Annotated in this window: 30 protein-coding genes and 3 tRNA genes; 25 read left to right on the top strand and 8 right to left on the bottom strand. The window is 62.6% G+C overall.

Annotated features, from left to right (window positions below; all coding sequences use genetic code 11):
- Window positions 1-278, top strand: a 278-nt coding sequence (locus tag CKO11_RS11890) for a hypothetical protein (RefSeq protein ID WP_223638915.1), incomplete at its 5' end; no start/stop codon positions are given.
- A gap of 21 nt (window positions 279-299) precedes the next feature.
- The gene (locus CKO11_RS11885; RefSeq protein WP_223638910.1) at window positions 300-1,127 is read left to right on the top strand and encodes a PGN_0703 family putative restriction endonuclease; all 828 of its coding nucleotides are present in this window, start codon (window positions 300-302) and stop codon (window positions 1,125-1,127) included.
- A gap of 50 nt (window positions 1,128-1,177) precedes the next feature.
- Here the strand turns inward: CKO11_RS11885 and CKO11_RS11880 are convergent, their stop codons facing one another.
- A complete protein-coding gene (locus tag CKO11_RS11880; protein WP_223638900.1) occupies window positions 1,178-2,020 on the bottom strand; it encodes a hypothetical protein in 843 nt (280 codons plus the stop codon).
- A 337-nt stretch (window positions 2,021-2,357) separates the two neighbouring features.
- Here CKO11_RS11880 and CKO11_RS11875 point away from each other — a divergent pair, with 337 nt between their 5' ends.
- Entirely contained in the window at window positions 2,358-2,756 is a 399-nt protein-coding gene (locus tag CKO11_RS11875; protein ID WP_097081584.1) for a helix-turn-helix domain-containing protein, read from the top strand.
- Window positions 2,753-2,920 (top strand): hypothetical protein, encoded by a 168-nt coding sequence (locus tag CKO11_RS11870; protein ID WP_223638896.1) that lies wholly within the window; start codon window positions 2,753-2,755, stop codon window positions 2,918-2,920. The genes CKO11_RS11875 and CKO11_RS11870 overlap by 4 nt, the downstream gene beginning before the upstream one ends.
- Before the next feature lie 80 nt (window positions 2,921-3,000).
- On the opposite strand, the gene CKO11_RS11865 is transcribed toward CKO11_RS11870, so the two are convergent.
- Window positions 3,001-3,219 carry a helix-turn-helix transcriptional regulator gene (locus CKO11_RS11865; RefSeq protein ID WP_223638893.1) on the bottom strand — a complete coding sequence of 73 codons (219 nt, stop codon included), beginning with the start codon at window positions 3,217-3,219 and terminating at the stop codon, window positions 3,001-3,003.
- Between the two features lie 229 nt (window positions 3,220-3,448).
- Window positions 3,449-3,538 (bottom strand) — tRNA-Ser (locus CKO11_RS11860).
- A gap of 65 nt (window positions 3,539-3,603) precedes the next feature.
- On the opposite strand from CKO11_RS11860, the gene CKO11_RS11855 reads away from it, so the two are divergent.
- The 5 genes from CKO11_RS11855 (at window position 3,604) to CKO11_RS11840 (ending at window position 6,395) form a co-directional block, all read left to right on the top strand.
- The gene (locus CKO11_RS11855; RefSeq protein ID WP_223638890.1) at window positions 3,604-4,371 is read left to right on the top strand and encodes a hypothetical protein; all 768 of its coding nucleotides are present in this window, start codon (window positions 3,604-3,606) and stop codon (window positions 4,369-4,371) included.
- An 86-nt stretch (window positions 4,372-4,457) separates the two neighbouring features.
- Window positions 4,458-4,586 (top strand): hypothetical protein, encoded by a 129-nt coding sequence (locus CKO11_RS17520; protein ID WP_263298464.1) that lies wholly within the window; start codon window positions 4,458-4,460, stop codon window positions 4,584-4,586.
- 2 nt (window positions 4,587-4,588) lie between these two features.
- Window positions 4,589-4,900: a hypothetical protein gene (locus CKO11_RS11850; protein ID WP_223638887.1), complete on the top strand. Its 312-nt coding sequence runs from the start codon at window positions 4,589-4,591 to the stop codon at window positions 4,898-4,900.
- Window positions 4,900-5,106, top strand: coding sequence for a hypothetical protein (locus tag CKO11_RS11845; RefSeq protein ID WP_223638884.1), 207 nt, complete (start codon window positions 4,900-4,902; stop codon window positions 5,104-5,106). The genes CKO11_RS11850 and CKO11_RS11845 overlap by 1 nt, the downstream gene beginning before the upstream one ends.
- A gap of 20 nt (window positions 5,107-5,126) precedes the next feature.
- Entirely contained in the window at window positions 5,127-6,395 is a 1,269-nt protein-coding gene (locus CKO11_RS11840) for a hypothetical protein (RefSeq protein WP_223638882.1), read from the top strand.
- A gap of 181 nt (window positions 6,396-6,576) precedes the next feature.
- Here the strand turns inward: CKO11_RS11840 and CKO11_RS11835 are convergent.
- Window positions 6,577-6,651: transfer RNA gene (locus CKO11_RS11835), tRNA-Asn, on the bottom strand.
- Between the two features lie 59 nt (window positions 6,652-6,710).
- Window positions 6,711-7,601, bottom strand: a complete 891-nt coding sequence (locus tag CKO11_RS11830) for an MBL fold metallo-hydrolase (protein ID WP_223638880.1) — start codon at window positions 7,599-7,601, stop codon at window positions 6,711-6,713.
- Window positions 7,602-7,642: 41 nt separating this feature from the next.
- Here CKO11_RS11830 and CKO11_RS11825 point away from each other — a divergent pair, with 41 nt between their 5' ends.
- The gene (locus CKO11_RS11825) at window positions 7,643-8,983 is read left to right on the top strand and encodes an ATP-binding protein (protein ID WP_223638878.1); all 1,341 of its coding nucleotides are present in this window, start codon (window positions 7,643-7,645) and stop codon (window positions 8,981-8,983) included.
- Between the two features lie 63 nt (window positions 8,984-9,046).
- On the opposite strand, the gene CKO11_RS11820 is transcribed toward CKO11_RS11825, so the two are convergent.
- On the bottom strand, window positions 9,047-9,238 hold the full coding sequence (locus CKO11_RS11820) for a hypothetical protein (RefSeq protein WP_223638876.1): 192 nt from the start codon (window positions 9,236-9,238) through the stop codon (window positions 9,047-9,049).
- A gap of 417 nt (window positions 9,239-9,655) precedes the next feature.
- On the opposite strand from CKO11_RS11820, the gene lon reads away from it, so the two are divergent.
- The 8 genes from lon to CKO11_RS11780 all read left to right on the top strand — a co-directional run bounded on the left by lon (window position 9,656) and on the right by CKO11_RS11780 (window position 17,675).
- The gene (gene lon / locus CKO11_RS11815; RefSeq protein ID WP_223638874.1) at window positions 9,656-12,070 is read left to right on the top strand and encodes an endopeptidase La; all 2,415 of its coding nucleotides are present in this window, start codon (window positions 9,656-9,658) and stop codon (window positions 12,068-12,070) included.
- 138 nt (window positions 12,071-12,208) lie between these two features.
- The gene (locus CKO11_RS11810) at window positions 12,209-12,625 is read left to right on the top strand and encodes an HU family DNA-binding protein (RefSeq protein WP_223638872.1); all 417 of its coding nucleotides are present in this window, start codon (window positions 12,209-12,211) and stop codon (window positions 12,623-12,625) included.
- 19 nt (window positions 12,626-12,644) lie between these two features.
- A tRNA-Val gene (locus CKO11_RS11805) sits at window positions 12,645-12,719 on the top strand.
- A 287-nt stretch (window positions 12,720-13,006) separates the two neighbouring features.
- Window positions 13,007-13,828 (top strand): phosphonate ABC transporter ATP-binding protein, encoded by an 822-nt coding sequence (gene phnC / locus CKO11_RS11800; protein ID WP_223638870.1) that lies wholly within the window; start codon window positions 13,007-13,009, stop codon window positions 13,826-13,828.
- A gap of 46 nt (window positions 13,829-13,874) precedes the next feature.
- Window positions 13,875-14,798 carry a phosphonate ABC transporter substrate-binding protein gene (phnD, locus tag CKO11_RS11795; protein ID WP_223638867.1) on the top strand — a complete coding sequence of 308 codons (924 nt, stop codon included), beginning with the start codon at window positions 13,875-13,877 and terminating at the stop codon, window positions 14,796-14,798.
- Window positions 14,799-14,865: 67 nt separating this feature from the next.
- Window positions 14,866-15,717 (top strand): phosphonate ABC transporter, permease protein PhnE, encoded by an 852-nt coding sequence (gene phnE / locus CKO11_RS11790; protein WP_223638865.1) that lies wholly within the window; start codon window positions 14,866-14,868, stop codon window positions 15,715-15,717.
- Window positions 15,714-17,045: a phosphonate ABC transporter, permease protein PhnE gene (gene phnE / locus CKO11_RS11785; RefSeq protein WP_223638862.1), complete on the top strand. Its 1,332-nt coding sequence runs from the start codon at window positions 15,714-15,716 to the stop codon at window positions 17,043-17,045. The genes phnE (CKO11_RS11790) and phnE (CKO11_RS11785) overlap by 4 nt, the downstream gene beginning before the upstream one ends.
- Window positions 17,046-17,048: 3 nt before the next feature.
- Window positions 17,049-17,675, top strand: a complete 627-nt coding sequence (locus CKO11_RS11780) for a chloramphenicol acetyltransferase (protein ID WP_223638859.1) — start codon at window positions 17,049-17,051, stop codon at window positions 17,673-17,675.
- Here the strand turns inward: CKO11_RS11780 and phnF are convergent.
- Window positions 17,654-18,388: a phosphonate metabolism transcriptional regulator PhnF gene (phnF, locus tag CKO11_RS11775; protein ID WP_223638856.1), complete on the bottom strand. Its 735-nt coding sequence runs from the start codon at window positions 18,386-18,388 to the stop codon at window positions 17,654-17,656. The genes CKO11_RS11780 and phnF overlap by 22 nt on opposite strands.
- 77 nt (window positions 18,389-18,465) lie before the next feature.
- Here phnF and phnG point away from each other — a divergent pair, with 77 nt between their 5' ends.
- From phnG to CKO11_RS11740, 7 genes are all read left to right on the top strand, one after another.
- Complete coding sequence (gene phnG, locus CKO11_RS11770) at window positions 18,466-18,912, top strand: phosphonate C-P lyase system protein PhnG (protein ID WP_223638853.1); 447 nt, start codon at window positions 18,466-18,468, stop codon at window positions 18,910-18,912.
- Between the two features lie 5 nt (window positions 18,913-18,917).
- On the top strand, window positions 18,918-19,481 hold the full coding sequence (phnH, locus tag CKO11_RS11765; RefSeq protein WP_223638921.1) for a phosphonate C-P lyase system protein PhnH: 564 nt from the start codon (window positions 18,918-18,920) through the stop codon (window positions 19,479-19,481).
- The gene (locus CKO11_RS11760) at window positions 19,481-20,563 is read left to right on the top strand and encodes a carbon-phosphorus lyase complex subunit PhnI (protein ID WP_223638850.1); all 1,083 of its coding nucleotides are present in this window, start codon (window positions 19,481-19,483) and stop codon (window positions 20,561-20,563) included. The genes phnH and CKO11_RS11760 overlap by 1 nt, the downstream gene beginning before the upstream one ends.
- Window positions 20,564-20,734: 171 nt before the next feature.
- Window positions 20,735-21,601: an alpha-D-ribose 1-methylphosphonate 5-phosphate C-P-lyase PhnJ gene (locus tag CKO11_RS11755; RefSeq protein ID WP_223638848.1), complete on the top strand. Its 867-nt coding sequence runs from the start codon at window positions 20,735-20,737 to the stop codon at window positions 21,599-21,601.
- On the top strand, window positions 21,598-22,356 hold the full coding sequence (gene phnK / locus CKO11_RS11750) for a phosphonate C-P lyase system protein PhnK (protein WP_223638845.1): 759 nt from the start codon (window positions 21,598-21,600) through the stop codon (window positions 22,354-22,356). The genes CKO11_RS11755 and phnK overlap by 4 nt, the downstream gene beginning before the upstream one ends.
- Window positions 22,357-22,384: 28 nt before the next feature.
- Window positions 22,385-23,068, top strand: a complete 684-nt coding sequence (phnL, locus tag CKO11_RS11745) for a phosphonate C-P lyase system protein PhnL (protein ID WP_223638842.1) — start codon at window positions 22,385-22,387, stop codon at window positions 23,066-23,068.
- Window positions 23,065-23,604: a phosphonate metabolism protein/1,5-bisphosphokinase (PRPP-forming) PhnN gene (locus CKO11_RS11740; RefSeq protein WP_223638839.1), complete on the top strand. Its 540-nt coding sequence runs from the start codon at window positions 23,065-23,067 to the stop codon at window positions 23,602-23,604. Before phnL ends, CKO11_RS11740 begins: the two co-directional genes overlap by 4 nt.
- Here CKO11_RS11740 and CKO11_RS11735 read toward each other — a convergent pair.
- Window positions 23,586-24,263, bottom strand: coding sequence for a DUF1045 domain-containing protein (locus CKO11_RS11735; protein ID WP_223638837.1), 678 nt, complete (start codon window positions 24,261-24,263; stop codon window positions 23,586-23,588). The genes CKO11_RS11740 and CKO11_RS11735 overlap by 19 nt on opposite strands.
- Window positions 24,264-24,349: the final 86 nt, after the last annotated feature.

The raw sequence follows: 24,349 nt of genomic DNA, 5'->3' as shown, positions 1-24,349 counted from the left end.
AAGGACAGCCCAAAATTGTGTTTCTGAAGGAGCTTCAGGTTGCGTTTTGGGGCCGAAAAAGTGTTTTCGGTGATTTTTGTCAACCTGACGCCCCGAAACCCCTTATTTTATTGGATTTCGGGGTTGCGCAAGGTTGCGTTTTCCGGGTCTCGCGCGCAAAACGCAACCACTTTTGGGGTATTTTGTTACGGCTTTGTCATCATTTTGCCCAAAAACGCAACCAGAATGCAACCCAAATGCAACCGAGTAGCCGGGCGTTTCTCTTGCGTTCAACATGAACCGCGCGCACCCTCTTTTTCATGTTGAAGTCTTCGATCCGCAGCCGCGCTATCACCGCCCTATGCACCGCACATGCGAGAGCACATCCCGGCGTCGATCTTGATGAAAAAGGCTATGCCCCCGATTGGCGCCGCAATCTTCTTCCCGCCGTATGTGCGAATGACGTGGCTCAAGAGCTGTCCGAGGGGAGCGGTCAGGAACTCGCGACGAAGTTTCGCGCGGCACATTCTTCTTCGGCACTTGCGGTGAATGTCTTTGCGCCGTTCAAGCGGGCGCCTGAGGTGTTGCATATCCTCGACCGCGCGGGCTTCACCCAAGTCGCTTTTGAAAAGAAATGCCCGACCGGGCTGGGAGGCACCCCTCCGAACCTCGACGTGATACTCGAAGCGCCGGACGGGCTGATCGCGATAGAGTCGAAATGCCTCGAATATCTCACGCCGAAAACCGCGAAATTCGCCGACAGCTACCGGAGCGATCTGCCCGCGTCTCGGCGTGAAAGTCGGTGGTTCGCCGAGATGCTGCGTCTGTGCGACGATCCCAAACGGTATCGCCACCTCGACGCCGCCCAGCTCGTCAAGCATGCGCTCGGTCTCGCGCACAGCTACCCGGACCGCACGGTGACTTTGCTTTACCTGTTTTGGGAACCCGCAAACGCAGCCGAGGTCGAGGTCTTCGCGCAGCACCGCGCCGAGATCGACCGTTTCGCCGAGGCCGCGACGGGGGACCGCATCGCGTTTCGGGCGATGAGTTACCCGGAGCTTTGGGCCGATTGGACCAAGCTCAGAGCCCCTCAATGGCTCACAGTTCACATCGAGAGCCTCCAACGGCGCTATTTTGTTGCGCTCTGATCACGTCCCCAACCGGCTGGCGCTGGCTGCACCCCGATAGCGATGCGTTCTCACGGTGAAGTCAGTTGTGTAAAGCTCCCGTATTGTTCGGAGCCAATGCCTCTATCCTCGTAGCCCAACTCAGAGGCAGCGCCGGTGTCACCGGAATAGTCGTCCGCATGGCACAATGACAGGTAGATATTGGTGATCCCCTCGTTGAACCCAAAAACAGACGTGGGAGTCAGCACCTCCCAAACCTCATCGTCTCGCAGGTAAGCCGGGCGCTCCATAGAACAGAAGAACTGCTCATAGCGAGTCTTCGTCCAGCCCGGATTATCTGCCGTGGCCTCGGCTTCAATGCGTTCGTAGCCCTCGTCATTCCCCGCCTCAAGGCTCAGGCTGCTCCTCCTGACGCGGATGCGCTTGCCGGGAATGAGAGCGCTGCCTTCGCCCATCACCTCAATATCTTCTACGCGGGCCCACCAGCAGCCCCCCATGTGGCAGCGCCCCAAGAGCACCTTGGGCAAATCCGTTGGATGCGAGAAACGCCCCATGCTCGTTGAGGTTTGGCTATTGCCTTCACCCAGCGCCCGGACACAAAGTGTCACGTCATCGCCCGCCCAACAGGCGGGATCGCTGTCCGAACGGTTGGCCGCACCAAGACTTCGGCTGCCGTTGCGGATTTCGCCGCTTCCCTTGCGCAGCACGTCGAGCGACAGGGAGGGTGCCCCCTCGAAGCTGCGACCATCTTTCATCGTCACGTCGAAACTACCGCCGCCGCGCGGTCGGAAGTCGCACGCTCCGTCGATGCGCGCACCGCCAAGCGTGACCTCACAGGCCGCATCCTTTGCGAATCCCGGCGAAGCTACGGTTCCAATCAACAAAGAAAAAACGAACGGGAGACTTCTGCGCATAGAGAGCATTCCATTAAATAACATAAACTTAATAGGCCCGCTAAGCGTCAATCCAGGCCTTGTCAAGAGCAGTGCGCAGCAGTTTCTAACGATCGGCGTCGCTGTAGAAGTGAAAAACCGGCTCCCCTAATCCACGGCACCATCATACTCCTCGGGAGTGGAGGGTTCGCGCATCCCCGACCGGCTGGCACCGGCGGCATCCCCATCATGCCACCGCCTTTTCCCTAGGACTTCGGTCACGCTGCACTTCCCATCGTCGCGTATGCAAGTCCCACCCGACGCGGTTCGCGCGCTTCGATACGTTCGTCTCATCAGCAATAAATGTGAGACAAAACCAATGACCACACCGTTCAAAAACAGCGAAGTCGCGCGCTTCATCACCGATCGTGTTGACGCCTTAGCGCATCGCAAAACCCAAAGCGAAATCGCCGCCGAGGCGGGCTTTGCGAATGCGAATTTCGTGTCGATCCTGAAATCGGGCAAAAGCAAGTTACCCTTAGACCGGGTGCCCTCGCTGGCAAAAGCGCTCGAGGTCGATCCGGCCTATCTTTTACGCATCGCGCTTGAGCAGGCGGTGGGTGCGACGGCGGCGAAGGCGATCACCGAGATTTTCGGCTCTCCGGTCACGGCCAATGAACGCGCTTGGCTTGAGGAGTTGCGCGATGCGTCGGGCAACAGCGATCCGCGCATGACCGCGCGGGGGCGGACGACCCTGCGGGGTATCTTTGGCAAATGACCGATCTCTTCATCACACCGATGGGACCACTGGGACAGTGGGACCAGCTTTCTGAAAACGAGAAGGCGTGGGTCGAGTTCATCCGGGTAATCAGCGCGGGGCGCGACCCGAAGATCACACCAGAGCGCGTGCGCAAGCTGCGCGAACTTCTGGATGCGGGATGAGGCGTCGGAACGGCAGACCTCAGCCGTTCACCTGCGGAAAGGGGGCGCATTGCCTCCCTTCCGCACAAGGCGACCGTTCGTCAGCAAAAGGCAAGATGCGTCATGCAACAGGTCTGCAAGGATGCTTCGTGCGCGATGATCTCCGACTGCCGCCAGCGCGTGCAATTGGGGCCGACCTTAACGCCCTTCGGGAAGTCGCCTTCCCGCTTCCAGCGCCAGATCGTGTCTTTCGACACCCCATAGCGCTCAGCAACTTGGTTGACGGTTAGATAGATTTCGTTGAGTTCGACTTGGTTCATTTGAAGTCCTTCGGCGTTCTACGCACCGACCATCGGTGCATCCATACGCCTCAATACGCAGCAATGCAGAAGTCGTCGGGTGGGATCAGAAAAATATTATGAGCATTCCCGTCATCAGCCGCATCATTCGAGGCTGAAACAAGCGCGAACGGGTTGTTGGTATTTTTGTTGGGGATAGCAACAACGCCCAGCAGATTTGCCAGTAAAATATAGTCAAAAACTGAGAATGTGGCGGAGACGAAGGGATTCGAACCCTCGAGACGGTTTCCCGCCTGCACCCTTAGCAGGGGTGTGCCTTCGACCACTCGGCCACGTCTCCGTCGACCCGTATATGCTTGGCGAGCGGGGCGAACAAGAGCTTTTTCGCCGCGACAGGGGACCTTTATGCAGGCCTTGGTTGAACAGGGCGAGGACTTGATCCTGCCCAACCCCGATCCGGCGGTCGAGATCGTCAAAGGCTATCGGCGGTTCCTCTTGGGCCTCGATATTGCGAAGGCGCAGGACCGCAAAGCCTATTCGATCCTGCTCGACGAGCGGGTGGGCTTCCGGTACGATGGGCGGCGGGTCTATGTGCGCGACAGCACCATATCCCGGTTCTACGGCAAAGTGGCAGGGGCGGCGAAACGTGACGGGCGGCGTCACGTCGAGAGCAACCCGGCGATGGACGCTGGGATCTTGATTGGCAGCTTCGACTATCCGCTGTTCTCCCAGCGCTTCAGCAAGGTCAAGAAGTCCAACCTGACCAGCGACTACCGTGGTTGGACGTTCTACTCATACCTCAAGCGGTCTGCCGAGGCGTTCGGCCCAAAGGGAGACCGCATCCTGCGGCAGGCGCGCGGCTTCGATGAACTCATGAAGGATCGCGTGAGTTTGCCCGCCTTTGTCGATGCCGCCCAGGTGGCCGCGATGCTGGGCCATGATGACCCCGCCGAATTCCTGCGCCGCCGGATCGAGCTGGAAGACAATCACGGCTTCCCGATCCCGCTGCCGCACTGGAAACGCCCGCTGAAATGGCGCGCCGATCAGGTGGCCCTCTGGATCAAAAGCCAGGGCCTGCCCAAAGCGGCCATGCAGCCCGTGCCCGCCCATATCGACCCGGCCCTGATCGCCACCGGCAAGGTAGCCCTGATGGCAGAGGCGCGCAAAGCATGACGCAGCTCCGCCCAGATACGCCGGCACATGAGCGCACGAGCTTGATAGCGGCTGCGCTCGCAAAGGTGCTCGACCGTGGGCCAGAAATGAGCGTGGAGGCTACCGGCCCAGCCGCCAGTGACTTGGGGCTTTATGTGATCGCAGCCCCCTACGACGATGCGCGCAAAGTGCATGACATCGACCAGATCGCCCGCGAAATGGAGCTGTTGCTATGACCATGCAAACCGAAGCCCCCATTTATAACGCCTCAGTTTACAAGGTGTCAGACCTCACGCCCGCCGAACGCACAGCGCTGGCGCAAAACCGCGCCGAGGCGCTCGCCCTCGCGCTTGATGCGGGCGAAGATCCCGACGCCCTGATCGCGCGCCTCGTGGCCGGTTACGGCGCAAAATACACCACGAGCCGCGCCGCGACGCCCGATCGCCTCACCTGCCTCGGCATTGCCACCAGTTGCACCTATGGGGCGCACGGCCTCCTGCGCAACTGGATCGCTGCTGTCTGGCGCAAAACCGGAAAGGCGGTGGCGTGATGGCGGCGCAGTGGCGCGTGACGGTGGTGGCCAACCAGCCCGTTGCCTGCACCGTCTTGGTGCATGCAGCCGATAAATATGAGGCCGAAGATCTGGCCCAAAAGAGCGTGGCACGAACGCTCACTGATCCGGCCCGCCACTGGGAACCTTGCGGCGAAATCTATGATCCGCTCGCCGTGGCGGCAGATCCTATCACCAACGGTTAATCCCCCCGAAAGCCTTTCCGATGTCCAAATCCCCCCGCCTTCTGATCGCCGATCCGCCGCAGCTCCTGCGCCAGCGCCAGCGCGCCGATGGCTCTTGGCGGATCTGGTGGGAACCGTCCAACCCCGCCCGCCGCCTTGGCTTTGACGTGGTCGAGCTCGATGCCAACCGCCTCACCTGGTCGGTGCGCGAAGCGGGCAGGCTGAACCGTGAATTGGCCGCCGCACTCAAAACCGGGCGGCGCGCTGCCGCAGCCCCAATGGGCCGCACGATCGACGGGCTGATTGTGGCCTATACCAGCTCGGCCAAATTTGCCCGCCTCGCGCCCAAGACCCAAGACAGCTACCGCAAAGCCTTCGCGCCCATCGCCCAAAAATGGGGCGCCTATGCGGTGATCGACTTTTCCAAACCGGTGATGCACGAATGGCACGAAACGCTGCTCGCCACCAAATCCACCGCCACCGCCTCGGCGCGGATCCGCCACATGTCGATCCTGATGGCGCATGCCGAACTGATCGGTTGGCGGCCGGAAAACTCCAACCCCTGCACCCGGCTCGGCATGGCCACGCCCAAGGGGCGGCGCCAAACCGCCAGTTGGTCAGACTTCGATGCGCTGATCGAGGCGGCGCAGATCCTCGACATGCCCGGCATGGTCACCGCCATGACGCTCGGCCTTTACACGGGCCAGCGCCAAACCGATTTGCGGCTGGCCACCTTGGGCGAGTTTCAGCGTCGGCCGCTGCAACTGATGGGCTGGGCTGAACCGCGGCCGTGCTGGATCTGGGCCCTCACGCGCCAAAAGCGCGGCAATCAGGGCACCGTGGTCATTCACGATGACGCCGCCCCCGCGCTCGAAGCCGCGATCGCGCAGGCCCGCGCGCGCACCGCCGCCGCCAATGCCGGCCACGCCAGCGCCGATGCGCTCGCCGCTGCCGCTCTCGTCTGGGATGATCGCACCGGCCAGCCCTTCACAGGCGCAGGCGCGGAAGACCGTTTCCAAAACCGCTGGGGCGCCATCCGCCGCGCCGCCGCCGCCGCCCTTCAAGCCAAGGGGCAGGGCGACGCCGCCACCGCAATCGCCCAATTGCAATTCCGAGATCTGCGCCGCACCTTCGGCGCGCTCTCCCGCGCGGGCGGGGCCTCGAAAGATGACACGGCCGATGTGCTGGGCAACTCGGCCGCCACCGACCAGCACCTGGCAGACATCTACATGTCGCCACAAATCGAAACCTCGGGCCGCGCGGTCACCGCCCTGCGCCGCCCCACCAAGCCGGAAAGGAAAAAGGCGTGAGCATAGCCAAACAAAAAGCCCCGCGATTCGCGGGGCTTTTTGCTGCGGCAAATGCGGATCATTTTGCCGGCGTTGGCAACATGATCGAGCGCCCGCGAACACCGTCCGAAGTCGGACAGGTTCGGACGTCGGACGCTGACCATTTTGGCCAGCTACTAACGTCTTGATTTTCTTTGATTTTTGGCTCCGGCGGTAGGGATCGAACCTACGACCAATTGATTAACAGTCAACTGCTCTACCGCTGAGCTACGCCGGAACACGCGGCGGTGTATAGCTAGGGTCTGGGGGCGGCGCAAGGGGGGAGATGCGTTTTTTTTACCCCGAGGGACAAAGCATGAAAACGGCCTCGCTGGCGAGCGTCGGTGTGGCACTGACGCGGCCCGCTTTTTCAAGTTCCACCAGATGGGCAAAGACGTTACGGCGGGCGGCAAATTGCAGGTCGGGCGGGGTGTCGGTGTAGATGGCAGCGGTCAGCGCGGTGGTCGTGGCCGGACCTTGATCCGCCAGCGTGGCGAGGATTTGTTCGGTGCGGGCCGCGCGATGGGCGCGCAATTCGGCAAGCCGCGCCGCTGGGTCGGTGATCGGGTCGCCATGGGCGGGATAAAACACCTGTGCATTCTCGGCGGCCAGCACGTCGAGTGATTCGTAATAATCGCCCAGATCGCCATCAGGGGGAGAGATCAGCGTGCTGGACCAGCCCATCACCACATCGCCGGTGAAGATCGCCTCGCCCATGCGAAAGCTTAGATGATTGCAAAAATGCCCCGGCGTAAACAGCGCCGTCACCGCCCAGTCGCCCAGCGACAGACGGGTGCCATGTCCCAGGACCTGATCGGGGAAGAAGCTGGCATCCACCCCCTCGCCGCCGCCCGCAAGCCCCTCGGCCGCCAGCGTTTCCATCACCGCCGAGCGGCCCGCTTGCGGGGGGCCATAGGCAAAAACCGGGGCGCCGGTCCGGGTGGCCAGCGTGCGTGCGCCCTCGGAATGATCCAGATGCGCATGGGTCACCAAAATTGCGGCTACGGTTTCTGCGGTGCCAAGCCCGTCCAGAATCGCTTGCAGATGCGTGGCAATCTCGGGGCCGGGGTCCAGCACCGCCACTCGCCCATTGCCCAGCACATAGGTATTGGTGCCATGGTACGTCAGCGGCGAAGGATTGGGCGCCACAATCCGCCGAATGCCTTCTGTCAACTGTTCCAGTGCCATTTCGCTTCCCCTCCTTCACCGTCACCGCTAGGCTTTTTGCCATGAATTTCCTCTGGCTCAAACACCTCCTGCCGCGCGGGCTTTATGGACGGGCTGCGCTGATCCTTGTGCTGCCGGTGATCACGATTCAGCTGGTGGTTTCGGTCGTGTTTATTCAGCGCCATTTCGAACGCGTGACCGAACAGATGACCGGCTCGATGTTGCGCGAGATTGTTCTCGTGATCGAACGGGCGGATGCCGCGCCCGATCTTGACAGCGCACAGGCGCAGATGGGCGCGCTGGAAGAGGCGCTGGATCTGACGCTGGAACTGCCCGCGCCGGGGCCGGTCCCCACGGGCGATGCCCGCAAGGCCAGCGATTTTACCGGCGGCACCGTCATTCGCACCTTGCGCGAGGGCTTGCCCGAACTGCGCGCCATCGATCTGACGCAGGGCGGTGCGGTGCAGTTGTGGGCGGTGACGCAAAACGGCTGGCTTTATATTCGGTTTCCGCGCGGCTGGGTTTCGGCCTCCAACCCGCATCAACTGCTGGTGCTGATGGTTTTCGTTTCGGTGTTGATGACGGTGATCGCCTATCTTTTCTTGCGCAATCAATTGCGGCCGATCCAGCGGCTTGCGCGGGCGGCCGAAGCCTTTGGCAAGGGGCAGGTTTTGCCCTATCGGCCCACCGGCGCGATTGAGGTGCGCGCCGCCGGGCGTGCCTTTATAGAGATGCGCGACCGGATCGAACGGCAAATCGAACAACGGCGGATGATGCTTTCAGGGATCAGCCACGATCTGCGCACGCCGCTGACCCGGTTGCGGCTGGGCTTGTCGATGCTGCCCGAAGAACCGGATATGCGTGACGAAGTCGCCGCGATGGAGCGCGATGTCACAGATATGGGCAAGCTGGTGGATGCCTTTTTGAGCTTTTCGCGCGAAGAGGCGATTTCGGGCGATGCAGAGCGGATCGACATTTGCGCACTTGTCACGCAGGTGGTCGAGGATACGCGCCGTGCGGGGCAGGCGGTGCAATTGGCCGATTGCCCCGAGGGGCCGGTGATCGTGACTGCGCGCCCCGATGCGCTGCGCCGGGCGCTTGAAAATCTGATCGGCAATGCGGTGCGCTATGGCACGCGCGCCGAGGTGGTGATCGGGCAGCGTGCGCGCAGTTTGCGGGTGACGGTCGAAGACGATGGCCCCGGCATTCCGCCCGAGCGGCGCGAAGAGGCGTTACGTCCCTTCACCCGGCTTGATCCGGCGCGCAACCAAGATCGCGGGCAGGGGGTCGGGTTGGGACTGGCAATTGCAGCAGATATCGCGCGCGGCCATGGGGGCAGTTTGCAGCTTGGTGTCAGCACGCGTTTGGGGGGGCTGGCGGTCGAGCTTGTCTTGCCCCTTTGAAGAAAGGGCCAATGGGCACTGTGCAAGCTTAGGCTGGGTGCAAACCGATGGGGCGGTGCCCGATCAGAACAGGATCACCGCCAAGCCAACCCAAAAGGACAGGCCAAGGCCCAGCGCGGGCACGATCCACCATCCCGCCGGCCAGCGCGCATCCGACGCCTGATGCGCATGATCTTCACACCGGCTCGTAAGGCTCGGTCTGGACCGATCCGTGGCAAACAGCGCCGGAAACTCTTGGTCCAAACTGTAAGACATGGTCTTGCACTCCTTCTGTGCCCCGCGCGAAACAGCGCGAGCGGTCCTAGATTAATCTACCAAAGGTTAACGATACCTTGATATGAATCATCCGCAGGCTGCATCGCGCCCCAAGGCAAGTTTCTGCGCAAGAAAGCGGCCAAGTCATGGCCGGATCGTGGCAATTGCCGTTCCCGCGCGCGGTTTTCATGTTTTGGCGGCGCAATGGCGGCAAAGCGCCCCGATCCATCGCATTCGACAGATGCTGTGCTTGCGAGGTGGGCGTTTCTGCCGCACTGTAACGATTCGATGAATACGGGGCGGCTTGGGCAGATGCGTGGCATTGAACTGCGCCCACCCCCCCCCTAGATATGGGTCAAAGGGAGGGCACCGGCTGCCATGAACGGGGCCAGAGCCTTTCGCTACAGAGGACTTCAAATGACCGACACCCATCCCGTTTCTCACCCCGTCTTGCCGCTGCGCGATATCGTGGTGTTCCCGCATATGATCGTGCCGCTTTTCGTGGGGCGCGAGAAATCGGTGCGCGCCCTTGAAGAGGTGATGGCCGACGACCGCCAGATTCTGCTGGCCAGCCAGATCGACCCTTCGGTTGACGAACCGACCACCGATGGCATTTTCCGCACCGGCGTTTTGGCCAATGTGCTGCAACTGCTGAAACTGCCCGATGGCACCGTGAAGGTGCTGGTCGAGGGCAAGACCCGCGTGCAGATCACCGATTTCATCGCCAATGAGGCGTTCTTCGAGGCCGAGGCCGCGCCGCTCGAAGAAACCGAAGGCGATGTCGAAACGATCCGCGCGCTGCTTCGTTCGGTTGCCGAAGAATTCGAACGCTACGCCAAGATCAAGAAAAACATCCCCGAAGAGGCGATGGCCGCGGTGGCCGAAACCGCGGAAGCCGACAAGCTGGCCGATCTTGTGTCGGGCCACCTTGGGCTAGATGTCAGCCAAAAGCAGGAGCTTTTGGAAACGCTCGATGTCAGCGCCCGACTGGAAAAAGTCTATGGGCTGATGCAGGGCGAGGTCTCGGTTCTTCAGGTCGAGAAAAAGATCAAAAGCCGGGTCAAGAGCCAGATGGAGAAGACCCAGCGCGAATATTACCTCAACGAACAGATGAAGGCGATCCAGCGCGAGCTGGGCGATGGCGAAGACGGCCAGAACGAGATCAACGAGCTTGAGGAAAAGATCGCCGCCACCAAACTGTCGAAAGAGGCACGCGATAAGGTCGAGGGGGAGCTGAAAAAGCTGCGCTCGATGAGCCCGATGTCGGCCGAAGCGACCGTGGTGCGCAATTATCTGGATTGGATCTTGGCGCTGCCGTGGGGCGTGAAAAGCCGCGTGAAAAAAGACCTCATCGCGGCAGAGAAAGTGCTCGATGCCGATCACTACGGTCTGGAAAAGGTCAAAGAACGCATCGTCGAATATCTGGCTGTGCAGGCGCGCTCGACCAAGCTGAAAGGCCCGATCCTGTGCCTTGTCGGCCCGCCCGGCGTGGGGAAAACCTCGCTTGGCCGTTCGGTCGCGCGGGCGACGGGACGCGAATTCATCCGCATTTCGCTGGGCGGCGTGCGCGATGAATCCGAAATTCGGGGGCACCGGCGCACCTATATCGGCTCGATGCCCGGCAAGATTATTCAGGCGCTGAAAAAGGCCAAGACGACTAACCCGCTGATTTTGCTCGATGAAATAGACAAGATGGGGCAGGATTTCCGGGGCGACCCGGCCTCGGCCATGTTGGAAGTGCTGGACCCAGAGCAAAACTCGACCTTCGTCGATCACTATCTTGAGGTGGAATATGACCTCTCGAACGTGATGTTCTTGACCACGGCCAACAGCTACAACATGCCCGGCCCGCTTCTGGACCGGATGGAGATCATCAGCCTTGCGGGCTACACCGAAGATGAAAAGCGCGAAATCGCCAAGCAGCACCTGATCCCCAAACAGATCAAGTCGCATGGGCTCAAAAAGGGCGAGTTCAGCCTGACCGATGAGGGGCTGAGCGATGTGATCCGCTATTACACCCGCGAGGCGGGGGTGCGGAACCTCGAACGCGAGATCGCGAAGCTGGGCCGCAAGGCCGTGACCGAGATCATCAAGTCCAAAGGCGAGGTGAAGCAGATCACCGTCGATGCCGAAAAGGTCGGGGAATATCTTGGCGTGAAGCGGCACCGCTATGGTCTGGCCGAGGCCGAAGATCAGGTGGGCGTTGTGACCGGCCTTGCCTGGACCTCGGTGGGCGGCGATCTTTTGCATATCGAGGCGCTGAAACTGCCCGGCAAAGGCCGGATGAAAACGACCGGCAAGCTGGGAGATGTGATGAAGGAATCGATCGAGGCGGCCTCGAGCTATGTCCGCTCGATCGCGCCTGAAATCGGGGTCAAACCGCCGAAATTCGAAAAGGTCGATATCCATGTGCACGTGCCCGATGGCGCAACGCCAAAGGATGGGCCCAGCGCCGGTTTGGCGATGGTGACCTCGATTGTGTCGGTGCTGACGGGCATCCCGGTGCGCAAAGATATCGCGATGACGGGCGAGGTTTCGTTGCGCGGCAATGCCATGCCGATCGGTGGGCTGAAGGAAAAACTGCTCGCAGCGCTGCGCGGCGGTATCAAGACGGTCCTGATCCCCGAAGAAAACGAAAAGGATCTGGCCGAGATCCCCGACAACGTCAAAGAGGGGTTGGAGATCATTCCGGTCAGCCATGTGCGCGATGTTTTGCCCCGCGCGCTGGTGCGGATGCCCGAAGCGGTGGAATGGGACGAGGCCGCCGAAGAAGCCGCCGCGGCGGCTGCCGCTGCCAGCGCTGGCGCGGGGCAGGGCGCAACCGCACATTGACCCTTCGCGGCTAGAAAAATCGCGGCGCGTCCCGACCGGGGCGCGCCGTTTCTTTTCGCCCCGTCTTTGCGGAAAGTGCGTAGATTGTAGTCACGCGGCGCCGTAGGGTGTTGCCGTAGCCAGAACGATGGGGCGCCGATGGCCAAGTCCAGAAAAACGAGCACAGGGGCGAAATCTGCTGTGGGGGCGTCACAGCCCGAAGCGCCCATAGGCGCCCCTGACGGGGCAGTGCAGGCGCGCGCGCCAGACCCTGCCGTGGCGGTCAGCGTGCAGGTGCGCAAAAAGGAAATCGTCGATCGCGTGGCGCTGCGCAGCGGGGCCAAACGCGCAGTGGCGCGCGACATGACCGAGGCGGTTTTGGGCGTTCTCTCCGAGGCTTTGGCGCGCGGGGAAACGCTGGTGCTGCCGCCCTTGGGCAAAATCGCGGTGCAGCGTCAGGCCGACAAACCCACTGGCGAGGTGCTGCATCTCAAGCTCAAGCGGATCGGTTCGGGCACCGGGGCAAAAAAGGATGCAGAATCCGCGCAAGACCCCCTTGCAGAGCCCGAAGACTGAGGCTAAAAGCCCCGCTACCGGGCGATTAGCTCAGCGGTAGAGCGCTTCGTTCACATCGAAGATGTCAGCGGTTCAAATCCGTTATCGCCCACCATTATTCCCGTTGAAAGCGCTGGAGTGTTCCGGCGCTTTCATCATTTGCGGTATGGGCCAAGGCCGGTGCATGCGATGGTCGAGGCCCGTTCTTATGTGATGCGCCTTGCGCGGTTTGCGGATCGGCGCAAGATTTGCTGAACGATCTTAGCCGTTTGCACGCCCCCGCGTTGGTCCGGGGCTGGCTTTGGCCTGCTGGCGCTGTCATGTAAGCTTCGCGCAGCAGCCATGAAGACGTTGTAAAAGCCCCCCTAAATCCCGCCCCGAACCAAAGGCCGGGGGGCGCACTTGCTTGAGATTCGCGAATTGACACGGGTGTTCGGCACCCGCACGGCGGTGGAGCGTGTGTCGCTGCGCATCGATGGCCCGGCTTTCGTGGGGGTGATCGGGCGCTCGGGCGCGGGAAAATCCACGCTGTTGCGAATGCTCAACCGGCTGACCGATGCCAGCTCGGGCGAAATCCTGTTTGAAGGGCGCAACGTGGCCGCGCTGACCGGGCGCGAGAAACGCGCTTGGCAAAGCCAATGTGCGATGGTGTTTCAGCAGTTCAATCTGGTGCCGCGCATGGATGTGGCCTCCAATGTGCTGCATGGGCTCTTGGGGCGCCGCTCGACGCTTTCGACGCTGTTCAACCTGTGGAGCGCGGAAGATATCTTTCGTGCGCTGGATATCCTCGACCGGCTCGGCATCGTCGATCAGGCGTCGAAGCGAGCCGAGGCGCTTTCGGGCGGGCAGCAACAGCGCGTCGCGATTGCCCGGGCTTTGATGCAAGACCCCAAGATCATTCTGGCCGATGAGCCCATCGCCTCGCTCGACCCGATGAATGCGCAGGTGGTGATGGACACTTTGCGCCGCATCAACACCGAAGACGGGCGGATGGTGGTGGCGAACCTGCACACGCTTGATACGGCGCGGCGCTATTGCGACCGGGTGATCGGCATGCGCGACGGCCGCGTTGTTTTTGATGGCACCCCCGATCAGCTGTCCACCCAAGTCGCGCGCGAAATTTACGGCGCCGATGAAACCTTCGACGAGGCCGCGACCTCGACCGCCATTCCCGCAGATGCCCGCGCCGATGCGGCCTATGCCAAGGAAATGCTTGGCGCTTGACCCCAATCCCCGGCCGGGGTGGCCGGGGCAAAACCCGGAGACGACCATGAAGAACCTGCTCGCCATTCTGGCCGCCACCACCGCGCTTGCCGGTGCCGTGCACGCCGAGGAAATTACCCAGTTCAACATTGGCCTCTTGGGCGGTGAAAACGCCCAAGACCGCCTGACCTCTAACGAATGCCTGCGCTCCTATGCCGAGGAAACGCTGGGCGTGCCGGTGAAGCTGTTTGCCCCCGCCGATTATGACGGCGTGATCCAAGGTCTTCTGGGCGGCACCATCGACATGGCGTGGTTGGGGGCTTCGGGCTATGCCAAAGTCTACCTGACAAACCCCGATGCGGTGGATGTGGCGCTGGTCAAAGCGAACCTTGACGGGTCGTACACCTATCACTCGATCGGCTTTGCCCGCAAAGACAGCGGCATCACCTCGCTTGAAGAGGCCAAGGGCAAGGTCTTTGGCTTTGGCGATCCGAACTCCACCTCGGGCTATCTGATCCCCTCGGTCGAAATCCCGGCCTCCACCCCGGGCATTGCGCGCGAAGACCTGGCCGATGGTGCCACAAGCTACTTTGCCGATGTGAAATTCACCGGCGGGCATGAACAAACCATCGTCGCGGTGATGAACGGCGATATCGATGCGGGCGTGACCTGGGCGGACGGCCAAGGTAACTGGGAGGACGGTTATAACTCGGGCGCGCTGCGCAAGGCGGTGGATGCCGGTCTTGTCGACATGAACGCGCTGGTCGAGATCTGGAAATCGAAGCCGATCCCCGAAGGCCCGGTGGTGCTGCGCCGTGCCCTGCCCGAAGAGGTGAAAGCCAAGATGACCGCGTTGGTCGAGGGGCTGCACGCCCAAGACCCGGATTGCGCCTATGGCGTGGCGGCGGGGGATACCTCGGGCTTCGTGCCGATCACCCACGATTATTACGAGTCGATCATCGAAGTGCGCCGCGCGCAACAAGACAACTGATTTCATGACGCAAGGCGGGGGCTTTGGCCCCCGTCTCTTTTCTGCACGACGTCGCGAAAGGGTCCCCATGGCGGATGCCGCACTTCCCGCAGCGGATTACCTTGCCCTTGTTCGCCGCAAACGGCTTTACGGGGCAATCTTGCTGGTTTTGTTCATTGTGCTGATGGCCTCTGGCTTTCAGGTGGCCGACGGGCGCAATGCGGGCAGTTTCGCCAATGGCATCACCCATGTCTTCGATTTCCCCAAGGAAATCTTGTCCGAGGCGCTGCGCGACTGGCGCAATCTGCCGGGCTTTGTGGTGAAGTTTTTTCCCTCGCTCATCGAAACGCTCAATATCGCGGCGGTGGCCACACTGATTGGCGGCGTGCTGGCGGCAGTTCTGGCGGTGTTCTCCACCCGCGGGCTTGCGCTTTGGCCGCGCGCTATTCCGGTGTTTCGTCGCGCCATGGATGTGATGCGCGCAATGCCGGAAATCGTCGTGGCGCTGGTGCTGATTTTCCTGCTGGGCGGTGGCCCGGTGCCGGCGATGATCGCCATTATCGTGCATACCTCTGGCGCGCTGGGGAAGCTTTTCTCCGAAGTGGCCGAAAATGCCGATCTGAAACCGGTCGAGGGGCTGGCCTCGACGGGCGCGGGCTGGCTGCAACGGATCTGGTTTGGCGTTGGCCCGCAGGTGGCCCCGAACTGGTCCTCCTATGCGCTGTTGCGCTTCGAGATCAACATTCGCGCCTCGGCGATCTTGGGCTTCGTCGGCTCGGGCGGCATTGGCTATGACCTCAAGACCGCGCTGCAATGGGGGCAGGGCAAATACGATCAGGTCGTTGCCATCTTCTTGCTGTTGTTCCTGACCATCGTCTTGGTCGATACGTTTTCAGACAAGGCCCGTGCGCGGCTTGTGCGGGGCAGGGTGACGCCATGAGCACATTATCCCAACCCGCCCGGCTGATCGTCGAAATGGAGCTGGCGCGCGGCTTTGGGCGCCGCCGTCTGCGGATGATCGCGCTATTGCTCGCGCTTGCGGGATATTTGGCCTATGTCTTTGCCGCTTTTGACATTGCGGGCGTGGCCAGCCGCATGCGCCCGGAAAACGCGCAAACGCTTTTGGGCGATTTCTGGAGCCACAAGACCCATGTCACGCTCGATCGGCGCAAAGAGGGGCTTGAGGTCGCGATCGAGGGCGAGGCCAAGGGCCGTTACGCCCCCAATGCCTTCCCCGATTGGGTGCATACCGGCGCCCAGACCGTGGTGGACCTGCCCGATGGCGCACAGATCATCTATACCGAAACCGGCGCATGGGTCGATTATCCCGGCTTTGGCCGTATCACCGTCACCCGCGACGGGCGGCGCATTGATCTGGCCTTGCCCGCCGGTGCCCAGATGCCCGATTGGATTTCCGCTTCGCGCACGCGGGTCAATATCACCGGGTCTTGGTGGCGGTTTTCGCTGACGCCCGCGCGGACCGAAACCTTCCGCTATGCGCCGGGGTGGGAGCTGTTCTTTTTCACCCTTGATAGTCCCTATCACGGGAAGGGGCTGGGCGATTTGGCCGCGCTGGCGCTATGGGAGCCGCGCCTTGAGCCCGCGCGCAGCAATTTTGCGGGCATGGTCGAGGATATCTGGACCAACAAGATGTGGCGTCACGGCGATGTCGTTTGGGCCTTGGGCGAAACGGTCCTAATGGCCTTTCTGGGCACGATGGGCGCGGGGCTTGTGGCTTTTCCGCTGGCTTTTCTGGCGGCATCGAATTTTGCGCCCGGGCGTCTGATCCGGCTGGCGTTGCGGCGGATGTTTGACTTTTTCCGGGGCGTTGATGGGCTGATCTGGATGGTGATCCTGAGCCGGGCTTTCGGTCCCGGCCCGCTGACGGGGGCCTTGGCCATTTTCATGACCGACACCGGCACCTTTGGCAAAACCTTCTCGGAAGCGCTGGAAAACATCGACGCCAAACAGGTCGAAGGGATCGCCTCCACCGGGGCGAATGGCGCGCAGCGCGCGCGCTTTGGCGTGGTGCCACAGGTCGCACCGGTGATCCTAAGCCAGTTGCTTTACTACCTTGAAAGCAACACCCGCTCGGCCACCGTCATTGGCGCGCTGGTGGGCGGCGGCATCGGGCTTTTGCTGACACAAGCCATTATCACCCAAAAAGACTGGGAAGAGGTCAGCTGGTATATCGTCTTGATCATCGCGATGGTGATGGCGATGGACAGCCTGTCGGGCTGGCTGCGGCGGCGTTTCATCAAAGGGTAGACCATGCCAAAACTACACCGCACCACGCCGCATATCGGCCCCGATTGCGAAATCGTCAATGTCTCTTTCGGCGGCTGGGTGGAGGTGGGCAAAGGCGCGCGTCTGCTCAATGTCGAGATGCAGGACTATTCCTATTGCGACCGCTATGCCGATATCGCCAATACAACCGTGGGGAAATTTGCTAATATCGCGGCGATGACCCGGATCGGCCCGACCGATCATCCCTATCAGCAACCCGCGCAGCACCATTTTCTGTATCGTTCGTCCTACTATTGGGATGATGTGCGCGATGATGCCGCCTTTTTCGCGCAGCGTGCCGGGCGGCGCGCGACTTTGGGGGCCGATTGCTGGATCGGTCACGGGGCGATTGTGAAGCCAGAAATCACCGTGGGCATTGGCGCCGTGGTCGCCGCCGGTGCGGTGGTCACCAAAAATGTGCCGCCGTTCATCATCGTGGCGGGGTGCCCCGCGCGCCCGATTAAAATGCGCTTTGACGAACGCATTGCCGAGCGGCTCTTGGCGCTGGCGTGGTGGGATTGGCCGCATGAAACCCTGCGCGCGCGGCTGTCGGATTTTCGCACCCTGCCTATTGAAGCCTTTTTGGAACGCTATGAGACGTCGGCTGGATGAGCGCCCGGCTCGGGCGTGACGGTCAGCGCGACGCGGTCCGCGACAAACCAAGTGATCCCATATTCCACGGGCACGCCGTCGGCGTCGATATTCACCGCCTCGGTGCGCAAAAGCGCTGCGCCTTCGGCCACGCGCAACAACCCCGCGCGCGGCGCCCGCGCCAGTTTCGCGGTGATCCGGGTGGAGGCGCGGGTGTAATCGCGCAGGCCCGCCTCGGCCAGTGCGGCGGTGACCGAGGCAAGGCGGTGCAGCTTTTCTGGCAGGTCGGGAAAGCGCTTTGCGGGAAAGCTGGACCGAAACTGTCCCAGCGGCAGGCCATCGGCCAAGGAGATCCCCTCGAACAGATGCACCGCCTCGCATCCCAGCGCGGCGCGCTCCGCATCATCGGCGGGCCGGGTTTCGATCCGCAACACCTCGCGCGAGGGGGTGCGGCCCGAGGCGGTGACATTTTGCTGAAACCGCACCCGGCGGCCCAAGGGGTAATCGGTGCGCGGGGCCGCGGCCACAAAGACCCCGGCGCCGCGCCGCGAGACCACCAAGCCGTCCTCGGCCAGCGCCGCCAGCGCATGGCGCACCGTGTGGCGGTTCACGCCGAACCGGGCCGACAGCGCGGCCTCGGTCGGCAGCTTGCCGCCGGGGGGGTAAACGCCTTGGGCGATTTCCGCGCGCAGTGTAGCGGCGATCGAAGCCCAGACGGGAGCGCGTTTGGTCATGAAAGTTTCACTTCCCGAATCGTGCAAGACTGCGCATTATTTGTCTAGTTGTATAGAAAAGTGGACAACTTCGCAAGATGTCTAGCCTCTCTTCAGATCCGCAACCGCGGCGCGCCTATATGGGGCTTTTGGCCCGCGCACCGGCGCATCGGCTTGCCGAATTGCTGCCCGATCTGCCCACATATGCGTGGCTGCGCGCGCCCGAAATCGGCGCGGTGATGGTGCGCGGCCGCATGGGCGCGACGGGGGCACCGTTCAATCTGGGCGAGATGAGCGTGACACGCTGCGTCTTGAAACTGGACGACGGCACGGTGGGTCATGCCCATGTGCAGGGCCGCGACAAGGCCCATGCGACCCGGGCGGCGCTGATTGATGCGCTGATGCAGGGGGCGCAAGCCAATCAGATCGAAGCCGATGTTCTGGCGCCGCTGCGCGCCGATGAAGCCGCCCGCCGCGAGGCACAGGCGCAAAAGGCCGCGGCAACCAAAGTTGAATTCTTCACCATGGTGCGGGGGGAAGATTGATGGCGATGACCGAAGCGCTTTCGGGCGGCTTTGCCGATGCGCCCACGGATGCCGCGCGGGCCTTTCGCGCGCTGCTTGAGGCCATGGCCCGCCCCGGGCGGCTGCAACGGCTGACGCAAGCCACGCCGCCTGCGCCGCTTTCGGTGGCCGCAGGCACCGCGCTTTTGACCTTGGCCGACAGCACCACGCCTTTGTTCTTGGCGCCCAGCCATGACACGCCTTTGTTGCGCGACTGGATCGCCTTTCATTGTGCCGCGCCGCTTTGTGCGCCCGAACAGGCGGTCTTTGCCTTGGGGCGTTGGGAGGCGCTGCCTTTGGCGCGGTTCGCGCTGGGCACGCCGGACTATCCCGACCGGTCGGTGACCGTGATTGTCGAGCTTGAGGCGTTAGAGCCGCCCAACGCGCTTTTGTCCGGCCCCGGCATCCAGACGGTGCAAGCGGCGCATCTGCCCGAGATTGCCGCCTTTCAGGCCAATCATGCGCGCTTTCCCTTGGGTTTTGATGCCTATTTCTGCGCGGGCACCCGCATCGCGGCCTTGCCCCGTGCCACCGGCGTGGAGGCACTTTGATGTATGTCGCGACGAAAGGCGGCGAAAAGGCGATTGATGCGGCGCATGCGTGGCTGGCGGCAGAGCGGCGCGGGAATCCCGATGTGCCCGAACTCAGCATCGCGCAAATCCGCGAACAGATGGCCTTGGCCGTCAACCGCGTGATGGCCGAAGGGTCGCTTTATGATCGCGATTTGGCGGCCTTGGCGATCAAACAGGCGCGCGGCGATCTGATCGAAGCGGTGTTCTTGATCCGCGCCTATCGCACCACGCTGCCGCGTTTCGGCGCCTCTGCCCCTGTGGAAACCGGCGCGATGGCGCTGACCCGGCGCATTTCCGCGACCTTCAAAGATGTGCCGGGGGGGCAAGTTCTTGGGCCGACTTTCGACTATACGCACCGGCTTTTGGATTTTGCGCTGATGGCGGAGGGGGAGGCACCCCTCGCCCCGCAAGATCCCGCCCCCCAAGATACCGCGCCGCATGTTTTGGGGCTGTTGGACCGTGACGGGCTGATGGAGCCCTTGCCCGACGGGGCCGAGGTGCCGCCCGATTTGACCCGCGAACCGCTTGAGATGCCCGCGAACCGCGCGCTGCGCCTGCAAGCGCTTGCACGGGGCGATGAAGGGTTCGTGCTGGGCATGGCGTATTCCACCCAGCGCGGTTACGGGCGCACCCATGCCTTTGTCGGCGAATTGCGCATTGGCACGGTGATGGTGGAGATGGAAATCCCCGAATTGGGGTTTTCGGTCGAAATTGGCGAGGTGGAATTGACCGAATGTGAAACGGTCAACCAGTTCACCGGCTCCAAGACCGAGCCGCCGCAATTTACTCGCGGCTACGGGTTGGTGTTGGGCCAATCCGAGCGCAAGGCGATTTCCATGAGCTTGGTGGATCGCGCCCTGCGCTGGGCAGAACTGGGCGAAGAAAACACCGGCGCCCCGGCGCAAGACAGCGAATTTGTGCTGTATCACTGCGACAATATTCAGGCGACGGGCTTTTTAGAACATATCAAGCTGCCCCATTACGTCGATTTCCAATCCGAACTGGAATTGATCCGGCGGTTGCGGCGCGACGCGGGGCACATGCAGGAGGCCGCCGAATGAGATCAGTCGCCGCCACAATCCCCGCTGTCATTGTCCGCGCCACTGTCGGCCCCGCTATCGCTGCGGCCTTTGCCCCTGTGGGGGCGCAGAGAGGCGCCCAACAGGACCACCGTGGCCACGGCGAAAAAGATCCAATGCAATATCGCATTTCTTCTGCCCCGGGGGGGTGTCATGTCTGAGGCCTATACCTTCGCCTATCTTGATGACGCCACCAAGCGGATGATCCGGCGGGCGTTGCTGAAAGCTTTGGCCGTGCCCGGCTATCAGGTGCCTTTTGCCTCGCGCGAAATGCCGATGCCTTATGGCTGGGGCACGGGCGGGGTGCAGGTGACGGCGGCCTGTCTGACGCCCGAAGACACGCTTAAGGTGATCGACCAAGGCGCGGATGACACGACCAACGCCGTCTCAATCCGGCGGTTTTTTGAACGCACGGCGGGCGTGGCGGTCAGCGAACACACCGCCGAGGCCAGCGTGATCCAGACCCGCCACCGCATTCCCGAAAAGCCGCTCAGCGAAGGGCAGATTTTGGTCTACCAAGTCCCGATCCCCGAGCCGTTGCGCTTTTTGGAGCCGCGCGAAAGCGAAACCCGCAAGATGCATGCACTGGAAGAATACGGGCTGATGCATGTGAAGCTTTACGAAGACATCGCCCGGCATGGCGCGATTGCCACCTCTTACGCCTATCCCGTGCGGGTCGAGGGACGCTACGTGATGGACCCCAGCCCGATCCCCAAGTTTGATAACCCGAAACTGTCGAACAACCCGGCGATCCAGCTGTTTGGCGCGGGGCGCGAGCAGCGCATTTACGCGCTACCGCCTTACACGCAGGTGGTCAGCCTCGATTTCGAAGATCACCCGTTTGAACCGACCAAGGCCGAGGCGGCCTGTGATTTATGCGGGGCGACCGAAAGCTATCTGGACGAGGTGATCGTCGATGATGCGGGGGGGCGGATGTTTTGCTGCTCTGACACCGATTTTTGCGCCAGCCGCCGCGATGCGGGTCACATAGGGCGGCTTGCGCCCGAGGTGGTGGCATGAGCGGTCCGCTATTGGAGGTGGTGGGGCTGGAAAAGCGCTATGGCGCGCGGATCGGCTGCACCGAGGTCAGCTTCGATCTTTATCCCGGCGAGGTGCTGGGGATCGTCGGCGAAAGCGGCTCGGGCAAATCCACGCTTTTGGGCTGTTTGGCGGGACATCTGTCTGCCGATGCCGGACATATCCTTTACAAGGGCCGCGACACCCGCGCGATGGCGGAGCCTGAACGGCGCGTGCTGGCGCGCACCGAATGGGCCTTTGTGCATCAAAACCCGCGCGACGGGCTGCGCATGGGGGTCAGTGCGGGCGGCAATGTGGGCGAGCGGCTGATGGCCGTGGGCGCGCGCCATTACGGCGATATTCGCGCAACCGCCAGTGATTGGCTGGGCCGGGTGGAGATTGACGCAGGCCGGATCGATGACCGCCCGCGCGCCTTTTCGGGGGGCATGCAGCAACGGTTGCAGATCGCGCGCAATCTGGTCACCGGGCCGCGGCTGGTGATGATGGACGAACCCACCGGCGGCTTGGATGTCAGTGTGCAAGCCCGGCTTTTGGATTTGCTGCGCGCATTGGTGCGCGAAATGGGCTTGGCGGTGATCATCGTTACGCATGATCTGGCCGTGGCGCGGCTTTTGGCTGATCGGTTGATGGTGATGAAAGATGGCCGGGTGATCGAGGCGGGGCTGACCGATCAGGTGCTGGATGATCCGCAGGCCGCCTATACGCAATTGCTGGTGTCATCGGTGTTGCAGGTGTGAGGCCACGCATAAAATGGAGCGACAGCCGATGATCGAAATCGAAAATCTCTCGAAAAGCTTCACCTTGCACAATCAGGGCGCGGCGGTGATTTCCGTTCTAAGCGGGGCGCATTTTGCGGTGGCCCCGGGCGAGTGCGTGGCACTGACGGGCCAATCGGGCGCGGGCAAATCCACGCTGATGCGGATGATCTGGGGCAATTACCGCGCGGCCTCGGGGGCGATCCGCGTGGGCGGGCTGGATGTCGCCACCGCCACGCCGCGCGAAATCATCGCGCTGCGCCGCGACCGGCTGGGCTATGTCAGCCAGTTTTTGCGCGTGGTGCCGCGTGTGCCGACCCGCCGCGTGGTGGCCGAGCCGCTTCTGGCGCTGGGCGTGCCGGAGCCCGACGCACTGGCGCGGGCCGAGACGCTTTTGGACACACTCAATATTCCCGAACGGCTTTGGGATCTGTCGCCCACCACCTTTTCAGGGGGCGAACAGCAGCGGGTGAATATCGCCCGCGGCTTTGCCCATCCTTACCCGGCGCTGTTGCTCGATGAGCCCACCGCCTCGCTTGATGCGACGAACCGCGAGGTCGTCTTGGGCCTGATCGAGGCGGCCAAGGCGCGCGGCGCGGCGATCGTGGGCATTTTCCATGACGCGGCAGCGCGGGCGCGTGTGGCCGACCGCGCGGTGGATGTGACGCGCTTCACCCCCGCGAGGGCGGCATGACCGGCCGTTTGTTTGCGGTGGTCGGCCCCTCGGGCGCGGGCAAGGACCGGCTGATTTCCGGGCTGATCGCGGCCCGGCCCGCGATCTATCGCGCGCGGCGCACCATCACCCGCCCGGCCGCCGAAAGTGAAGATTTCGAAAGTCTTGGCACGCTGGCATTCTTGCGCGCACTGGCCCGCAACGCCTTTGCCCTGCATTGGGAGGCGCATGGGCTGCATTACGGTATCCGCCCGGCGGAACTGGCGCCGCTGCGCCAAGGCCATGACGTGGTGTTCAATGGCTCGCGGGCGGCTTTGCCCGCCTGTCTTGCGGTCTTTCCGGCGCTGAAAGTGATCGAGATCGTCGTCACACCCGAGGTTTTGGCGCAACGCTTGGCCGCGCGGGGGCGCGAAACCCCGGCAGAGATTGCGCATCGGCTGCAACGGGCCACGTTGCCCTTGCCCGCCGATATTGCGGCGATCCGGGTTGAAAACGACACCACGCCCGAGGCGGGCATTGCTGCGCTGATCGCGGCGGTTCAGCCCGAAAGTGTATGACGGGACAGAATATGAAACCGGCCCTGCGCATCCTCGCCAAACAGGCAAATCTGATCGACCCGGAAGGGCCGGGGCAGATGCGGGGTGAAATAGGCCACGGCTTCGGGCTGCAACCGGTCCAGCTCGGGTTCCGGCAGATCGCCGGTCAGGGTCAGGTGAAAGCGGAATTCCTCAAACACATAGGGGTAGCCAAAGGCGTGCAGCAGGTCACGTTGGCGCGGCGTCAGCGTCTCGGGCTTGCGGCGGGCGATCTCTGCCGCACTTGGCGGCGCGCGAAAAGGCTCGAACCGGGTCACCACCTCACTGGCGATCTCGCGCAGACCGGCCTCATTCCCATCGGGTCGCAGCGCCAAAAAGCGCCCGGCCAAGCGCGCCACCGCAAGGCCCGGCAGATCGACCGGGGCAATTTGCGTGGCCGCATGGGCCAAAGCCTCGGCCAGATCGTCGGTGCGATAGGCCGGGTCCAGCCGGAACGGCGCCTTGAGCGTGCCATGAAACCCGTATTTGCGCGGCGCGGCGGTGGCCGCCGCCAGACCGGCAATCGCGGGTTGGGCCACCGCGCAACCGGTTTCGGCATCCCAGCCCAGCCAAGCTGCGGCGGCCTGCGACAGCGCGCGATCATTCGGGGCGAAATAAAGGGCGTAGCGTTCGATCTGCATAGCCTCTCCTTGGCAGCGCTTTGTCACCGCGATGTGACACTGGCCTGCAACACCACCAACCGCAACCCAGCAACCAAGGGGCTTTC

Source organism: Rhodobacter sp. TJ_12 (assembly GCF_020023995.1).
Lineage (GTDB): Bacteria > Pseudomonadota > Alphaproteobacteria > Rhodobacterales > Rhodobacteraceae > Rhodobacter.
The sequence above is the reverse complement of the archived record's forward strand: the minus strand, read 5'-3'. Positions and strand labels throughout refer to the sequence as shown.

Coding starts and splice junctions, on each gene's coding strand:
- CKO11_RS11840 (WP_223638882.1), top strand. CDS start 5,127: ATGTCCAAATCCCCCCGCCTTCTGATCGCCGATCCGCCGCAGCTCCTG.
- phnG (WP_223638853.1), top strand. CDS start 18,466: ATGTCTAGCCTCTCTTCAGATCCGCAACCGCGGCGCGCCTATATGGGG.
- phnF (WP_223638856.1), bottom strand. CDS start 18,388: ATGACCAAACGCGCTCCCGTCTGGGCTTCGATCGCCGCTACACTGCGC.
- CKO11_RS11845 (WP_223638884.1), top strand. CDS start 4,900: ATGGCGGCGCAGTGGCGCGTGACGGTGGTGGCCAACCAGCCCGTTGCC.
- CKO11_RS11740 (WP_223638839.1), top strand. CDS start 23,065: ATGACCGGCCGTTTGTTTGCGGTGGTCGGCCCCTCGGGCGCGGGCAAG.
- CKO11_RS11830 (WP_223638880.1), bottom strand. CDS start 7,601: ATGGCACTGGAACAGTTGACAGAAGGCATTCGGCGGATTGTGGCGCCC.
- phnE (WP_223638862.1), top strand. CDS start 15,714: ATGAGCACATTATCCCAACCCGCCCGGCTGATCGTCGAAATGGAGCTG.
- CKO11_RS11855 (WP_223638890.1), top strand. CDS start 3,604: ATGCAGGCCTTGGTTGAACAGGGCGAGGACTTGATCCTGCCCAACCCC.
- CKO11_RS11880 (WP_223638900.1), bottom strand. CDS start 2,020: ATGCGCAGAAGTCTCCCGTTCGTTTTTTCTTTGTTGATTGGAACCGTA.
- phnK (WP_223638845.1), top strand. CDS start 21,598: ATGAGCGGTCCGCTATTGGAGGTGGTGGGGCTGGAAAAGCGCTATGGC.
- CKO11_RS11870 (WP_223638896.1), top strand. CDS start 2,753: ATGACCGATCTCTTCATCACACCGATGGGACCACTGGGACAGTGGGAC.
- CKO11_RS11820 (WP_223638876.1), bottom strand. CDS start 9,238: ATGTCTTACAGTTTGGACCAAGAGTTTCCGGCGCTGTTTGCCACGGAT.
- CKO11_RS11875 (WP_097081584.1), top strand. CDS start 2,358: ATGACCACACCGTTCAAAAACAGCGAAGTCGCGCGCTTCATCACCGAT.
- CKO11_RS11755 (WP_223638848.1), top strand. CDS start 20,735: ATGTCTGAGGCCTATACCTTCGCCTATCTTGATGACGCCACCAAGCGG.
- CKO11_RS11865 (WP_223638893.1), bottom strand. CDS start 3,219: ATGAACCAAGTCGAACTCAACGAAATCTATCTAACCGTCAACCAAGTT.
- phnH (WP_223638921.1), top strand. CDS start 18,918: ATGACCGAAGCGCTTTCGGGCGGCTTTGCCGATGCGCCCACGGATGCC.
- CKO11_RS11735 (WP_223638837.1), bottom strand. CDS start 24,263: ATGCAGATCGAACGCTACGCCCTTTATTTCGCCCCGAATGATCGCGCG.
- phnD (WP_223638867.1), top strand. CDS start 13,875: ATGAAGAACCTGCTCGCCATTCTGGCCGCCACCACCGCGCTTGCCGGT.
- CKO11_RS11825 (WP_223638878.1), top strand. CDS start 7,643: ATGAATTTCCTCTGGCTCAAACACCTCCTGCCGCGCGGGCTTTATGGA.
- CKO11_RS11810 (WP_223638872.1), top strand. CDS start 12,209: ATGGCCAAGTCCAGAAAAACGAGCACAGGGGCGAAATCTGCTGTGGGG.
- CKO11_RS11760 (WP_223638850.1), top strand. CDS start 19,481: ATGTATGTCGCGACGAAAGGCGGCGAAAAGGCGATTGATGCGGCGCAT.
- phnL (WP_223638842.1), top strand. CDS start 22,385: ATGATCGAAATCGAAAATCTCTCGAAAAGCTTCACCTTGCACAATCAG.
- CKO11_RS17520 (WP_263298464.1), top strand. CDS start 4,458: ATGAGCGTGGAGGCTACCGGCCCAGCCGCCAGTGACTTGGGGCTTTAT.
- phnE (WP_223638865.1), top strand. CDS start 14,866: ATGGCGGATGCCGCACTTCCCGCAGCGGATTACCTTGCCCTTGTTCGC.
- CKO11_RS11885 (WP_223638910.1), top strand. CDS start 300: ATGTTGAAGTCTTCGATCCGCAGCCGCGCTATCACCGCCCTATGCACC.
- CKO11_RS11850 (WP_223638887.1), top strand. CDS start 4,589: ATGCAAACCGAAGCCCCCATTTATAACGCCTCAGTTTACAAGGTGTCA.
- CKO11_RS11780 (WP_223638859.1), top strand. CDS start 17,049: ATGCCAAAACTACACCGCACCACGCCGCATATCGGCCCCGATTGCGAA.
- lon (WP_223638874.1), top strand. CDS start 9,656: ATGACCGACACCCATCCCGTTTCTCACCCCGTCTTGCCGCTGCGCGAT.